The organism is Stenotrophomonas bentonitica, from assembly GCF_013185915.1.
Lineage (GTDB): Bacteria > Pseudomonadota > Gammaproteobacteria > Xanthomonadales > Xanthomonadaceae > Stenotrophomonas > Stenotrophomonas bentonitica.
Genome location: NZ_JAAZUH010000001.1, coordinates 2,022,752 through 2,038,282, shown reverse-complemented (window position 1 = coordinate 2,038,282; position 15,531 = coordinate 2,022,752). Strand labels below are relative to the sequence as shown.

Sequence of the window (15,531 nt, the reverse complement as noted above, 5' to 3'; positions counted from 1 at the left end):
GATTGCGGCCAATGCGGCCAATGCGGTCGACGCGGTGGACGATCCGTTCACCACTCCGGCGATCTCGCCGGTCACCGGCGGCAGCACGCCGTCGGTGCTGGGGAATGACCTGTACAACGGCGCGCCTGCCGCCGCCGCCCAGGTCACGCTGAGCCTGGTCAATGCACCGCCGCCGGGCTACACCATCACCAGCGCCGGTGTGATCAACGTACCGGCGGGTGCCGCCGCCGGCGCGGTGAGTCTCACCTATGAACTGTGCGAAGCGGGTACGACCACCAACTGCGACACCGCGCAGGTGGCGTTGCTGATCGCGCCTGCGGCCGCCAATGACACCTACACCACCCCGGCCGGCCGGCCAGCCGTTGCCGGGCGATGTCAGCCTCAACGACAACGCGCCCGCCGGTTCCACCTACAGCGTGCTGACGCCCCAGGCGGCGGGCAGCTTCGCGCTGCAGGCCGATGGCACCTTCGTCTACTCCCCGGCCGGCGCCGGTGCGCAGACGCTGCAGTACCAGGTCTGCCTGCCCGCACCTGACGCCGGCACCTGTGCTACCGGCACGGTCAACATCAACGTCATTGCCAACACCCTGGATGCGCTGGACGACAACTTCCGTACACCGGCCTTCGCGCCGGGCATCGGTGGAAGTACGCCCAGCGTGCTGGGTAACGACACATTCAACGGTGCGGCGGCCAATCCGCTGCAGGTCACCGTGAACCTGGTCGGCGCGCCGACGGGCTTCAGCATGGATGCGGCCGGTGTGATCAACGTGGCCAGCTTCGCCCCGGCGGGCGCTACTACGCTCAGCTACCAGCTGTGCGAACTGGGCTCCACCACCAACTGCGACACCGCTGCGGTGCAGGTGCTGATCGCGCCGGATGCGCTGGACGACAGCGTCGCGGTCACCGGCACGCAGCCGGGCAGCTTCAACCTGGCCGCGAACGACAACGTGCCGGCCGGCGCCACCTTCACCGTGACCGTCGCCCCGACCAAGGGCACCGGCGCGCTCGCGGCCGATGGCACCCTGCAGTACACCGCGACCGCCGGGCAGAGCGGGGCGGACACGCTTACCTACCAGGTCTGCCTGCCGGCGCCGGATGGCGCTGTCTGCGACAGCGCGCAGGTGGCGATCAGCATCGCCGCCGCCGCGCTGGTGGCAGTGAACGATGACTACAGCGCCAGCCCGATCCCGCCCGCCGGTGGCAGCACGCCCAGCGTGCTGCTCAACGACACCTTCGATGGTGCAGCGATCGTGCCGGGCACCACCCCGGTGACGGCATCGCTGACCACGCTGGTGTCCGGTTACAGCATGGCCGCCAACGGGGTGATCAGCGTGGCGGCGGGTACTCCGCCCGGCTCGGTCGCGCTCAACTACCAGGTCTGCGAAACCGCGTCGCCCGGCAACTGCGCCACCGCCACCGCCGTAGTGGTGATGAGTCCGGATGCGGTCAATGACACATTGCCGGCCACGGCCGGTGCCACTACCGTACTCAACGTGCTCGCCAACGACCTGGCGCCGGTTGCGCCGGTGGTCACCGTCACCGTCGCTCCGGCGGGCGGTACGGCGGTAGCCAACGCCGATGGCACGGTGAGCTACACGCCCTCCGGTGCGTTCGTCGGCCCCGACACCTTCACCTACCAGCTGTGCCTGCCGGCGCCGCACGGCAGTGTCTGCGACACCGCCAGCGTGGCGCTGACCGTAACCGCGACCACGGTCACTGCGGCCAACGACAACTTCACCGCCACGCCGATCGCCCCGGCGGCGGGCGGCAGCACCGCCAGCGTCCTGCTGAACGACACCTTCAACGGCAGCCCGATCGTACCCGGCACCACTCCGGTCACCGCCACGCTGCTCAACGCGGTGCCCGGCTATACCCTCGCGCCGGACGGCGTGGCGACGGTCGCGGCCGGCACCCGGCCGGCAGCCGTCACCCTGAGTTACCAGGTGTGCGAAACCGCGCTGCCGACCAACTGCGCGGCGGCCACCGCGGTGGTCGCGGTGAGCCCGGATGCCGTCGACGACGCACTACCCGCCACCGCCGGCACCAGTACCGTGCTCAACGTGCTGGGCAACGACGCAGCGCCGTTCAATCCGGTCGTGAGCATTGTCAGCGCACCGTCCAACGGCCAGGCCGTGGCCAACGGCGACGGCAGCGTCACCTATACGCCGACCGCGGGCTTTGTCGGCGCCGACGCGTTCACCTACCAGCTTTGCCTGCCGGCGCCGGGTGCTGGCGTCTGCGACACCGCCAGCGTGGCGGTCACGGTCAGCGCCACCACGCTCACCGCCAGCAACGACGACTTCACCGCAACACCCATCGCACCCGCCGCTGGCGGAAGCACCGCCAGCGTACTTCTGAACGACAGCTTCAACGGCGTTGCCATCGTGCCGGGCACCACGCCAGTGACTGCAACACTGTCCTCGCCGGTACCCGGCTACACCATGGCCGCCAACGGCGTGATCAGCGTCGCCGCCGGCACCACGCCTGCGGCGGTCAGCCTGAACTACCAGGTCTGCGAGAACGCGGTGCCGACCAACTGCGCCGGTGCCACCGCCGTGGTCGCGGTCAGCCCGGATGCGGTGGCCGACGCCCTGTCGGCCACCGCCGGCACCACCACCGTACTGAACGTCCTCGCCAACGACACTGCACCGGTCAATCCGACGGTCACGGTTGCGGTGGCGCCCACCAACGGGACCGCGACCGTCAACGGCGACGGCACCATCAGCTATACGCCCACTGCCGGCTTCACCGGTCCGGACACCTTCACCTATCAGCTGTGCCTGCCAGCGCCCGGCGCGGCGGTGTGCGACACCGCCACGGTCACCGTGACGGTAGGTACCAGCAGCATCACCGCATCCGCCGACGACTTCACCGCCGCGCCGATTGCACCGGCCAGCGGTGGCACCACCGCAAGCGTGCTGCTCAACGACACCTTCAATGGTGCGCCGATCGTGCCGGGCACCACGCCGGTGGCTGCATCGCTGGTGACCCCGGTCGCGGGGTACAGCATGGCCGCCAATGGCGTGGTGACGGTCGTGGCGGGCACGACCCCGGCCGCCGCCACCCTCAACTACCAGGTCTGCGAAATCGCAGTGCCGACCAACTGCGCGCAGTCCACTGCGGTGGTCGCGGTACGACCCGACGCGGCCGACGACACCTTGTCTGCAGGGACCGGCACCACGGTGCTCAGCGTCGCCACCAACGACACGCTGCCGGCAAACCCCGTGTTCACGGTGCTGGTGCCGCCGACCAATGGCACTGCCGTAGTCAACGGCGACAACACCATCAGCTATACGCCCACCGCAGGCTTCACCGGCAGCGACACCTTCACCTACCAGGTCTGCCTGCCGGCGCCCAACCTCAACGTGTGCGATACCGCGACCGTCGCGCTGACGGTCACCGCCAGTTCGCTGGATGCAGTCAATGACAACTTCAGCGGATCGCCCACGCTGCCCGGTGGTGGGGGCACCACGCCGTCGGTGCTGGCCAACGACACCCTCAACACCGTGCCGGTGCAGCCGGCGCAGGTGGTGGTGACCCTGGTCGCCCCGCCGGCGGGCATCAGCATCGACAGCAACGGCGTCATCAGCATCGCCGGCAGTGCCGCCGCCGGCGCGGTGCAGCTCCAGTACCAGATCTGCGAAACCACCAACGCGGCGAACTGCGATACCGCCACCGCGCTGGTGCTGGTCCGTCCGGATGCGGTCAATGACACCGTCAGCACGCCCAGCGGGCAGGCCGTGAGTGGCAACCTGGCGGGCAACGACAACGCGCCGCCGACTGCCGCGTACAGCCTGGTGACCGCCCCGGCCCAGGGCACGGTGGTGCTCAATGCCAGTGGCAGCTACGTCTACACCCCCGTGTCCGGCTTCACCGGCCCCGACAGCTTCATCTACCAGGTCTGCCTGCCGTCGCCCTATGCGGGAGCGTGCGACACCGCGACGCTGTCGATCGCGGTAGGAGCGGCTTCCGCGCCGGATGCGGTGGACGATACGCTCACCAACGTGCCGGCCACCGGTGCGCTCGGTGTGGTGAACGTGCTGGCCAACGACACCTTCAACGGCGCCGCGCTCGATCCCTCCACCGTGCAGCTCACGCCCAACAACACCACCGCGCTGACCATCCAGCCCAACGGCAGTCTGGACGTGGCGGCCGGTACGCCGGGCGTTACCTACACCACGACCTATCGCATCTGTCTGGTTGCACAACCGGCGGTATGCGACATCGGCACCGTGTCTGTCACCCTGGCCAGCACGCCGGGCCTGCTCGATGCGGTGGATGACACCGTAGCCAACGTGCCGGTCGCTGGTGCAACCGGTGTAGCCAACGTGTTGACCAACGACACCTACAACAGCGTGGCACTCGATCCGGCCACCGTGGTGCTCACCCCGGCCAACACCGCAGCGATCACCATCCAGCCCGATGGCCGCGTGGATGTGGCGGCCGGTACGCCCGGCACCACCTACACCACCACCTACCAGATCTGCCTGGTGGCGCAGCCGGCGGTGTGCGACGTCGGCACGGTGTCGGTCACCCTGGCCAACGCGGGTGTGGTGGTGGCGGCCGACGACAACGTGCCCGATGCGCCCCCGGGCGGCGGCAGTGGCCTGGGCAACGTGCTGGACAACGACACCCTCAACGGCGCGCCGGTCGACCCGGCGAGCGTGATCCTGACTCCGGTCAATACGCCGGCGCTGACCATCCAGCCCGATGGCAGTGTGACCGTGGCGCCGGGTACCCCGGGCAGCACCTACACGACCACCTACCAGATCTGCCTGGTGGCGCAGCCGACCGTGTGCGACACCGGCACGCTCTCGGTGACCCTGGCCGCTGCACCGAACGTGGTGCCGGTGGCGGCGGACGACCAGGCCACCACGCCGCAGGAGATGGCAGTGGATGTTCCGGTGCTGGCCAATGACCAGGCCAACGGCGCAGCGCTGGATCCAACCACCGTGGCCGTGACCATCGGCACCGCGCCCACCTCGGGCACGGCGGTCGTCCTGCCCGGTGGCAGCGTGCGCTACACGCCAACGCCCGATTACAGCGGCGCCGACAGCTTCACCTACACCGTCTGCAACCAGGCCTCGCCGCCGGACTGCAGCACCGCGACGGTCAACGTGCAGGTGCAGGTCAACGACGTGGACGTGGTGGACGAGAACATCACCGTGCTCAGCGGCACCACCACCACCGTGCCGCTGCTGGACAACCTCACCACCAGCGGCGCGCGCATCAACCCGGCCTCCATGCGCCTGGGTCGGGCCGCCTCGAGTGGGCGTGCCACCTGCGCGAACGGCGACTGCGTCTACACCGCGTTCGTCGGCTACAGCGGGCTGGACAACTTCAGCTACAACATCTGCGACCGCTCGCTGCCCACGCCGGTCTGCGTGGAGGGCTGGGTCAACGTGGTGGTCACCGCCGATACGATCGTGCTGCGGCTGACCAAGCAGGCCACCCAGCGCAGCGTGCAGGTGGGCGATGTGGTGCGCTACGTGGTCACCGTGGAAAACATGGGCGATGTCGATGCACTGGGCGCGACCCTGTACGACACGCTGCCGAGCGGCTTCACCTTCATCCCGGGTGGCTTCGAAGCCCGCGATGCCGACAACGCGGCCCGCGCCAGTGGCGTGGCCCCGCTGCGCATCGACGGCGTGGATGTCCCGGCCGGTGGCACCGCCACGCTGGTTTACTACCTGCGGGTGGGTGCTGGCGTGGGCATGGGCATCCACACCAACCGCATCACCGCCAACGATGTGCTGGGAACCACCATCAGCAACGTGGCCTCGGCCGATGTCGAGGTGATCGGCGACCCGCTGCTGGACGAAAGCCTGGTCATTGGCAGCGTGTTCGACGACCGCAATGGCAACGGCGCACAGGATCCCGGCGAACGCGGCATTCCCGGCGTTCGCGTGGTGTCGGTGGAGGGCCTGGTGATCGAGACCGACGCCTGGGGTCGCTACCACCTGGTCGGCATCAACGGCGGCCAGGCACGCGGACGCAACTTCATCCTCAAGGTGGATCCGACCACGCTGCCGGCCGAGGCGCGCTTCACCACGCGCAATCCGCTGGTACGCCGGATCACCCCGGGGCTGCCGGTGCGCTTCGACTTCGGTGTGGCCATGCCGGAGGGAAAACTGGGCGAAGGGCCACCGCAAGGCCCACAGAAGGTGCTGGAGGTCGGGGAAGCGCTGTTCGTTCCGGGCCAGGCCATGTTGGGTGCCGCCGCCGAAGCGGTGTTGGCGCATGCCGCAGGCACGCTGCAGGCCCAGGGCGGCGGACGGGTCGACGTTGCGAAGGGGCAGGCGACGCCCGCGCTGGCCGCACAGCGCGCCGAAGCACTGCGGAACGCGCTGCTGCCGCGCCTGCCTGCCGACGTCGCCGCGCATGTGCAGGTCCAGGTGCAGCCCGCTGCACCCGACCGCCCCGCCACCCGTGCGGATCGCTGAGGAGATGACCATGACCACCAAGACCTCATTCAGCGCCCTGATGTTCCTGCTGGTCCTCTGGCTGCCGTCAGCCTGGGCCCAGCAGGCCCAACCCGTGCCGGACGTACCCGCCACGCTGTGCGGCGTGGACGGGTGCCGACAGGGCAATGACCTGCTGCTGCAGGTACACCCTGCCGCAGCGGAGGCGGCGCCGGTCGCTGAAGCGCCCGGTTCGCTCACCGCTTCGTCCACCGAGCTGCCTGACGGCGCGGTGGTGTGGGCCACCGAAGATCCGGCCCTGTCCGCGCCGGTGCTCAACGTGCAGACCGGTTCGATGGCGCCGTTCGAGAACGGGCGGTTGACCAGGCCACTGCGTTTCCACGGGTACAACAACTATTCCTCGTTCATCGAACGGCTCGAGGTGGTGATCTACCGCGGCAGCGACACCGACCTGGTGACGCCGCTGGCACGCATCGACATGCCCGTGGACTACGTGGCCAACACCGAGTGGGATGGCCAGCTGCCGGACAACCTCAACCTGCGCGTGGGCGACGACCTGCAGTACATCGCCCGCGCCTACGGGCGCGACGGTTCCTTCGACGAAACCAGCGTGCAGCGCTTCCAGCTGGTGCTGCCCACCGACTACGAACGCGGTACCCAATTGGTGCGCGATGACGTGCAGCGTTCGCTGGGCCGCGTGCTCAGCGGCGATGACGCGCAGGCGCAGCAGCTCAGCAATGCGATCTACGGTCAGAACGCGCTGCGCCAGCAGAACATCCCGATCTACGGTTCGCGCGTGCGCGTCTATGGGCGCGGCCTCAGCCCGAACGCGCGGGTGATGATCAACGGGCAGAGCTTCCCGGTGGACCTGGAGCAGAAGTTCGCCGCCGAGTTCCTGGAGCCGATCGGCCAGCACCGCTACAGCGTGCAGGTGGAGGCGCTGGACGCGCCGACCCTGACCCGCACCCTGGACGTGGACGTGACCGGCAGCTACCGCTTCCTGGTGGCGCTGGCCGACGTGACGCTGTCCAGCAACACCGCCAGCGGCAACCTCGACCCGCTCGCGGCCGACCGCGACCAGGACGACAGCTTCCTCAGCGAGGGGCGGCTCGCGTTCTACCTGAAGAGCAAGTATCGCGGGAAGTACCTGGTGACCGCGCAGGCCGACACCTACGACCAGGAGTTGAAGCGCCTGTTCGATGGCTTCCTCGATGCCGACGCGCGCGATGTGTTCCGCCGCCTCGATCCGGACCAGTACTACCCGGTGTACGGCGACGATTCGACCACCTACCGCGACGTGGACACCCAGGGCCGGTTGTACGTGCGCGTGGATTGGGACCAGAACCAGGCGTTGTGGGGCAACTTCGCCACCGGCTTCACCGGCACCGAATACGGGCAGTACGTGCGTTCGCTTTACGGCGCGGCCGTGAGCTGGCGTTCGCGCGCCACCACCCCGCTGGGCGATCCGCGTTCGCTGCTGAAGGCGTTCGGTTCCGAAGCGCAGTCCGCGCTGGGCCACAGCGAATTCCTCGGCACCGGCGGCAGCCTGTACTACCTGCGCCATACCGACCTGCTGCCCGGTTCGGAACAGGTGGTGCTGGAAGTACGCGACCGCACCACCGGGCGCACCGAGGTGCGCACCAATCTGACCCGGGGCGTGGATTACGAGATCAACGAGATCCAGGGCCGCCTGTTCCTGACCCGCGCGCTGGCGCAGATCACCCGCGAGAACGTGCGCACGTTGACCCGCGACACGCCGCTGGACGGCTACGACCAGCTGCTGCTGGTGGACTACGAGTACATCCCGCTCGGCTTCAGTACCGACGACGTCAGCGCGGGCGTGCGCGGCAAGCAGTGGCTCGGCGACCACGTGGCACTGGGGGGCACGTACGTCGACGAGAACCGCAGTGGCGACGACTACAGCCTGATGGGCGCCGACCTGACCCTGCAGGCCGGGCGCGGCACCTACCTGAAGCTGGAACAGACCCGCACCGAAGCCACGGCCGCACCGATCTTCTATTCGGACAACGGCGGCCTGAGCTTCATCCAGCGCAACCCGGTCAGTCCCGACCGGAAGGGCGACGCGCGTGCGGTCGAGGCGCGTGCCAACCTGCGCGAACTGGGCTGGACCGAACAAGACTGGAGCATGGGCGCGTGGTGGCGCGACGTCGATGCCGGGTTCTCGGTCTCGCGCATGGACAGCGGGCTGGCGCTGGAAGAGTACGGCGCGGAGTTCCTCGGCTACTTCACCGACAACCTCAGTCTGTACGGCCGCTACAGCCGTGCCGAGCGGGGCGAGGTGGCGGTGGAGCAGTCGCAGCTGACGCTGGACTGGCGGCTGGGCAACGACGGCCAGCTCGGCGCTGAGCTGCGCCGGGTGCAGGAAGAGAACGCCGGTATCGATGTCGCCGGTACGCTGGCCGCGTTGAGCTACCGGCAGCGCCTGGGCGCCAAGTGGGAGCTGTACGGGGTAGGGCAGCTGACCGTGGACGACGATGGCGGCGCCTACGAAGACAACAACCTGGCCACGCTGGGCGCGCGTTACCTGTTCGGCAACCGCTCCAGCCTGGGCGCGGAAGTCAGCAGCGGCAGCCGCGGCGAAGGCGCCAAGCTCGAAGGCGAGTACTGGATGACGCCCGAGCACAGCTTCTACGGAAACTACACCTACAGCACCGACCGGACCACCACCGATCCGCTGTACAACGACACCGGGCTGCAGTCGGGGTGGACGCTGGGCCAGCGCTGGCGGCTGAGCAACCAGGTCAACGTGTTCAACGAAAGCCAGTACCTGAAAGACCGCCGTGACGAGAGTGCCGGGCTGGTCAACACCTTCGGCATGGATTTCTATCCGTCGCAGGGCTGGACACTGGGCTTCAGCGTGATGGACGGCAACCTGGATGCCACCACCGGCCGGGTCGACCGCCGCGCGTACAGCGTCAATGGCGGACGTACCGACGCCAATACGCAGTGGACCAGCAAGCTGGAGTACCGTCGCGACGAAGGTGCCGAAGAGCGCCGCCAGTGGGTGACCACCAACCGGCTGCTGTACAAGGTCAACGAAGACTGGCGCATCGCGCTGCGCGCCAACTACGCCGACACCGACGACGCACGCAACCCGTTGGCCGACGCGAAACTGGTCGAGTCCAACCTGGGCTTTGCGTGGCGCCCGCACGACAACACGCGCTGGGCGGCGTTCGGCAAGTACACCTACCTGTATGACGTGGCGTCGCTGGGCCAGGAAGGTGGCAACGTGTACGACCAGAAGTCGCGGATCCTCTCGTTCGAAGGGGTGATGCAGCTGAGCGACCGCTGGGAGCTGGCGGCCAAGCTGGCCGGGCGCTGGGGTGACTACCGCACCGGGCGTGGCGAGGGTGCGTGGCTGGACAGCCGGGTCAACTTCTCGGCCCTGCAGCTGCGCTACCGGTTGTTCGCGCAGTGGGAGGCGATGGGCGAGTACCGCTGGCTGGACGTGCGCGAGGGGGGCGACAGGAAGGGCTGGCTGGTGGGGGTGGACCGGCAGGTGGGGCAGAACTTCAAGATCGGCGCGGGGTACAACTTCACCGAGTTCAGCGATGACCTGACCGAGCTGCGGTATGAAAGCAAAGGGTTCTTCCTGAACCTTTCGGGGTATTACTAGGCTTCGGTGTTGTCTGGCTTGACACGCGTGGCGGCTCGCGGCTTCGGCATTGTCTGGCTTGACACGCATGGCGTGGCACTACCGGAGATGGCGGCTTCGGGTGTCGGCTTCGGATGCTTTTCTTGGGGTAGAGCTAGGCCCTGCCTGGCTTCGCGGACTGTCCGAAGGCCGGGTCGGGCGCCTTGGGGGGCTGAACGACTGGCAACGTTTCCATGCTGAATGCGTCTCTCGGGACGGGATTGTCTGGCCCAAACCACGAAATCATGACGCGATCAGCCTCAAATGCATGAATTCATTGGAGTTTCTTCCTGGGCGGGCCCACTCGCCAGTGTCACCATTTCCCTGTAGGTTAGAGGGGTGATCCGATCCATCGTTTCATCAGTGAGACGCTGGAACTTTTCCACCCCTTAGCAGTCCAATTCCGTGACTGCTAAAATGCCAACCTATGAGCCAGAACATGTCTACTGCCCTTGTGGCAAACAATCTTCCGATTCCCAGTGCGCTCGGTTCGCTGGACGCCTACATCGGCGCCGTGCACCAGATCCCGGTGTTGACGGTCGATGACGAGCAGGACCTGGCCCGCCGCTTCCGCGACGAGCAGGACCTGGACGCCGCGCGCGAGCTGGTCCATTCCCACCTGCGCTTCGTGGTGCACGTGGCCCGTGGCTACAACGGCTACGGCCTTGCGCTGGGCGACCTGATCCAGGAAGGCAACATCGGCCTGATGAAGGCGGTGAAGCGCTTCGACCCGGACATGGGCGTTCGCCTGGTCTCCTTCGCCGTGCACTGGATCCGTGCCGAAATGCACGAGTTCATCCTGAAGAACTGGCGCATCGTCAAGGTCGCCACGACCAAGGCGCAGCGCAAGCTGTTCTTCAACCTGCGCAAGTCCAAGACCCGCCTGGGCTGGATGAACGCGGCCGAAGTCACCGCCGTGGCCAAGGACCTCAACGTGTCCGAGCGCGAAGTGCTCGAGATGGAATCGCGCCTGTCTGGCCGCGATATCGGATTCGACGCACCGACCGACGAAGACAACGACCACGCGCCGCCGTCGCCGGCTGCGTTCCTGGTCGCCAACGACGAAGATCCGTCGCAGGCCTACGAGCGTGCCGACAGCGAAGACAACCAGTTGGAGTTGCTGCGCGAGGGCTTGGCCGAGCTCGACGCCCGCTCGCGCGACATCATCCGTCGCCGCTGGCTGGACGCCGACAGCAAGGTCACCCTGCAGGAACTGGCCGACGAGTACGGCGTTTCCGCCGAACGCATCCGCCAGGTCGAAGCGAACGCGCTGAAGAAGATGAAGGCGCTGTTTACTGCCTGATGCAGGTTCAACGCACCAGACAAAAAACCCGGCAATGCCGGGTTTTTTGTTGTCCGTTCGATCGTGGGGTCAGGCCTGTTCGCGCGCGATCGCACGCCAGCCGATGTCGTTGCGATGGAACTCGTGGTCCCACGTGATCTTCGCCACGCCTGCATACGCATTGGCCTGCGCATCGCCCACGCTGTCGCCCAACGCCGCCACGCACAGCACGCGGCCACCGGCGCTGAGCACCTGGCCGTGCGCGTCCAGCGTGGTGCCGGCATGGAACACCTTGGCGGTCGACGGCACCTGGTCCAGGCCGTGGATGACATCGCCGGTGATCGGCGCTTCGGGGTAGGGCGAGGCCGCCATCACCACGCCCAGCGACGGGCGCGCGTCCCACTGCGCGTCTACTTCATGCAGGCGCACATCGATGGCCGCTTCGACCAGTTCCACCAGGTCCGACTGCAGGCGCAGCATCACCGGCTGGGTCTCCGGGTCGCCGAAGCGCACGTTGAACTCGATCACCTTCGGCGCGCCGCTGGCATCGATCATCAGGCCCGCATAGAGGAACCCGGTAAACGGAATGCCGTCGGCGATCATGCCCTGCACGGTGGGATTGACCACCTCGCGCATCACCCGCGCATGCACCTCATCGGTCACCACCGGTGCCGGCGAGTACGCGCCCATGCCACCGGTGTTGGGGCCGGTGTCGCCGTCGCCAACGCGCTTGTGGTCCTGCGAGGTCGCCATCGGCAACGCGGTGGCGCCATCGACCATCGAGATGAAGCTGGCTTCCTCGCCGTCGAGGAACTCTTCGATCACCACGCGTGCGCCGGCGTCGCCGAAGGCATTACCCGACAGCATGTCGCGCACCGCATCCTCGGCTTCCTGCTGGGTCATCGCCACGATCACGCCCTTGCCCGCGGCCAGGCCGTCGGCCTTGACCACGATCGGCGCGCCCTTCTCGCGAAGGTAGGCCAGCGCCGCGTCCACCTCGGTGTGCACCGCATAGAACGCGGTGGGAATGCCGTGGCGGGCCAGGAAGTCCTTGGCGTAGGCCTTGCTGCCTTCCAGCTGCGCGGCAGCGGCGGTCGGCCCGAAAATGCGGTGCCCCGCAGCGCGGAAACGATCCACCACGCCCGCCACCAGCGGCACTTCCGGACCCACCACGGTCAGTTCAACGCCCTCTTCCTGGACCAGCTCCAGCAGGCCGTCCAGGTCGGTGACCTTCACCGCCATATTGCGGCACCTGGCTTCAGTTGCCGTACCCGCATTGCCTGGCGCCACCAGCACTTCGCTGACACGGGGAGACTGGGCCAGCTTCCAGGCCAGCGCATGTTCACGGCCGCCGGAGCCGATGACGAGGATTTTCATTGAGTGGGTGTCCTGGATAACAAGGAGGTAGAGGGTGGAGGATTCAGTCAGCCGATTTCTTGCTGGACGCCACGCGCTTTGCTTCGGCAGTGAGCGATTGCAGATCCAGCTCGGCTTCGCGTTCGGCAGCCATCGCTAACGTGGCTCGTCGCATCGCGTCGAACTCCGCGTAGCGCTCCGAGATGATGGCTTCCATCTGAACGTTCGATACGTTGCCGGGACCGTCCAGAATTGCGCGCTCATTGAAATCAAGGAATCGGTCGGTCTGCTTGATCCAGTCCGACATGCGGGTTTCCACGCGACGTTCGGCGCGGTCCTCGGCGAAGTCAAGGAACATGGAAACCAGTCTATTGAGCTGCTCGAGTTCCTGTTGAAGCAGGTAGTTCTTGGAGACGACTACATCCGACTTCCGGGGTCTTTCGCCTGTCCAATTGGTCAGCCCCATTTGAGGTGCACTGGGGTCAGCACGCTCCACGATCAGTTGGGCGGCGGTGCAGCCCGTGACGGCATGGACCAGCTTGTTCTGGATGGTGGCAAAGAACGTCTTGGCGGTACTGGCAGTGCCGTCGTAGTCGGTACTGCTGGCTTTGAACAGGTCGCGTAGCGTCTGGTAGAAGCGCTTCTCGGAGCTGCGGATATCGCGGATGCGGTGCAGCAGCTCTTTGAAGTAGTCCGCGCGCTCGGCGTCCTTGAGCCGCTGGTCGTCCAGCACGAAACCCTTGACGAGGTATTCGGACAGGAAGTCGCTGGCCCATCGACGGAACTGGCTCCCCCGAGGGGAACGGACCCGGAAGCCCACCGCCATAATCATCTCCAGCCGATACAGCTGAACGGATCTGCTGACCTTTCGCGCGCCTTCGGTTTGAACTGTCAAGTAATCCTTGACGGTTCCCTCAGCCTGCAACTCCCCATCTTCCAGGATGTTGCGGATGTGAAGACTCACGTTCTGCTTGGTGGTGTCGAACAGCTCGGCAAGCTGGGCCTGCGTCAACCAGACAGTTCCACCTTCTGCGCGCAAGTGAACGGCTGTCCGCCCGTCTTCAGTGCGGTACAGAATCAGCTCGCCATAGTTGTCGGTCATGCGATCACCCCAAAGTCCGGTCAGGTTCCGTCAGCAGGCGCCGACAATACGTCGGCACCTACCTTACGCCGATCCGTCAATGCCGGAAGTGACGCACGCCGGTAAACACCATCGCCAGCCCATGTTCGTCGGCTGCCGCGATGACTTCAGCGTCGCGCATCGAACCCCCCGGCTGGATCACCGCCTTGATGCCGGCAGCCGCAGCAGCGTCGATGCCGTCGCGGAACGGGAAGAATGCATCCGATGCCATCACCGAACCTTCCACCACCAGGTTCGCATCGGCCGCCTTGATGCCGGCGATGCGCGCCGAGTACACGCGGCTCATCTGGCCGGCGCCTACGCCAATCGTGCGGCTGTCCTTTGCATACACGATCGCATTGGACTTCACGAACTTGGCCACGTTCCAGGCGAACAGCAGATCGGCGAACTGCTTGTCGGTCGGTGCAACCTTGCTGACCACCGTGAGCTCGTCGCGGCTCATGCCACGGTTGTCCGCGCTCTGTACCAGCAGGCCCGAACCGATGCGCTTGGTGTCGTAGTTGTTGCGGCCCTCGCCGTGCGGAATGCGCAGCACGCGCACGTTGGCCTTCTTCTGCGCGTATTCCAGCGCGGCCGGTTCGTAGTCCGGCGCGATCAGCACTTCAACGAACTGGCGGTCCAGGATCACCTTGGCGGTGGCCGCATCCAGCGGCTTGTTGAAGGCGATGATGCCGCCGAACGCGCTGGTCGGGTCGGGCGCGTAGGCCAGTTCATAGGCATCGCCGTTGCCGGCGCCCACGGCCACGCCGCACGGGTTGGCGTGCTTGACGATGACGCAGGCCGGCGCGTCGAACTGGCGCACGCATTCCCACGCCGCGTCGGCGTCGGCCAGGTTGTTGTAGCTCAGTTCCTTGCCCTGCAGCTGCTGGAACGTGGCCAGCGTGCCCGGCACCGGGTACAGGTCGCGGTAGAACGCGCCGGCCTGGTGCGGGTTTTCGCCGTAGCGCAGGTCCATCACCTTCACGAAGCTGGAGTTCATCTGCGCCGGGAATTCGGTGCGCAGCGGCACGGCCGCGTCGGTCGCGGTGACGGCCGACAGGTAGTTGCTGATCGCCGCGTCGTACTGGGCCACGCGGTTGAACGCGGCGACCGACAGCGCGAAGCGCTTGGCGGCCGAGAGCTTGCCATCATTCGCATCGAGCTCGGCCAGCAGTTCAGCGTACTGCGAGGGGTCGGTGGCCACCGCGACGCGCGCGAAGTTCTTGGCGGCCGAACGCAGCATGGCCGGCCCACCGATGTCGATGTTTTCCACCGCATCGGCCAGCGTGCAGTCCGCGTTGGCGGTGACGCTCTCGAACGGATACAGGTTCAGCACCAGCAGGTCGATCGGCGCGATGCCGTGTTCGGCCATCACCGCTTCGTCCTGGCCGGCGCGGCCGAGCAGGCCACCGTGTACCAGCGGGTGCAGCGTCTTGACCCGGCCGTCCATCATTTCCGGGAAGCCGGTGACATCGGCCACGTCCTTGACCGGCAGGCCCGCGTCGCGGATGGCCTTGGCGGTGCCGCCGGTGGAAAGCAGTTCGACGTTGCGCGCAGCCAGTGCACGGGCCAGGTCAAGCAGGCCGGTCTTGTCGGAAACGGAAAGCAGGGCCCGGCGCACGGGCAGCAGATCGGAACTCATGGGGGCAGGAGATCGAAGCGGAGCGGGCCCATATTGTAGGCCGTCCCGACCACC

General features: G+C 67.0%; 6 protein-coding genes and 1 pseudogene. 4 read left to right on the top strand and 3 right to left on the bottom strand.

Translation table 11 applies throughout. The features are described from left to right. Positions 1-326 precede the first annotated feature (326 nt). From HGB51_RS20530 to rpoH, 4 genes and pseudogenes are all read left to right on the top strand, one after another. Positions 327-3,941, top strand: a pseudogene (locus HGB51_RS20530) (Ig-like domain-containing protein); the annotation flags it as partial. A gap of 945 nt (positions 3,942-4,886) precedes the next feature. Next, positions 4,887-6,443 carry an Ig-like domain-containing protein gene (locus HGB51_RS20525; protein WP_425505375.1) on the top strand — a complete coding sequence of 519 codons (1,557 nt, stop codon included), beginning with the start codon at positions 4,887-4,889 and terminating at the stop codon, positions 6,441-6,443. A gap of 10 nt (positions 6,444-6,453) precedes the next feature. After that, a complete protein-coding gene (locus HGB51_RS08945; RefSeq protein WP_246233416.1) occupies positions 6,454-10,059 on the top strand; it encodes a hypothetical protein in 3,606 nt (1,201 codons plus the stop codon). Between the two features lie 445 nt (positions 10,060-10,504). After that, a complete protein-coding gene (rpoH, locus tag HGB51_RS08940) occupies positions 10,505-11,380 on the top strand; it encodes an RNA polymerase sigma factor RpoH (protein ID WP_070207348.1) in 876 nt (291 codons plus the stop codon). Between the two features lie 69 nt (positions 11,381-11,449). Here the strand turns inward: rpoH and purD are convergent, their stop codons facing one another. From purD to purH, 3 genes are all read right to left on the bottom strand, one after another. Further along, a complete protein-coding gene (gene purD, locus HGB51_RS08935; protein WP_070207349.1) occupies positions 11,450-12,736 on the bottom strand; it encodes a phosphoribosylamine--glycine ligase in 1,287 nt (428 codons plus the stop codon). A gap of 43 nt (positions 12,737-12,779) precedes the next feature. Then, positions 12,780-13,817, bottom strand: coding sequence for a virulence RhuM family protein (locus HGB51_RS08930; protein WP_070207350.1), 1,038 nt, complete (start codon positions 13,815-13,817; stop codon positions 12,780-12,782). Between the two features lie 76 nt (positions 13,818-13,893). Next, positions 13,894-15,477: a bifunctional phosphoribosylaminoimidazolecarboxamide formyltransferase/IMP cyclohydrolase gene (gene purH, locus HGB51_RS08925; protein WP_070207351.1), complete on the bottom strand. Its 1,584-nt coding sequence runs from the start codon at positions 15,475-15,477 to the stop codon at positions 13,894-13,896. Between the last annotated feature and the right edge of the window lie 54 nt (positions 15,478-15,531).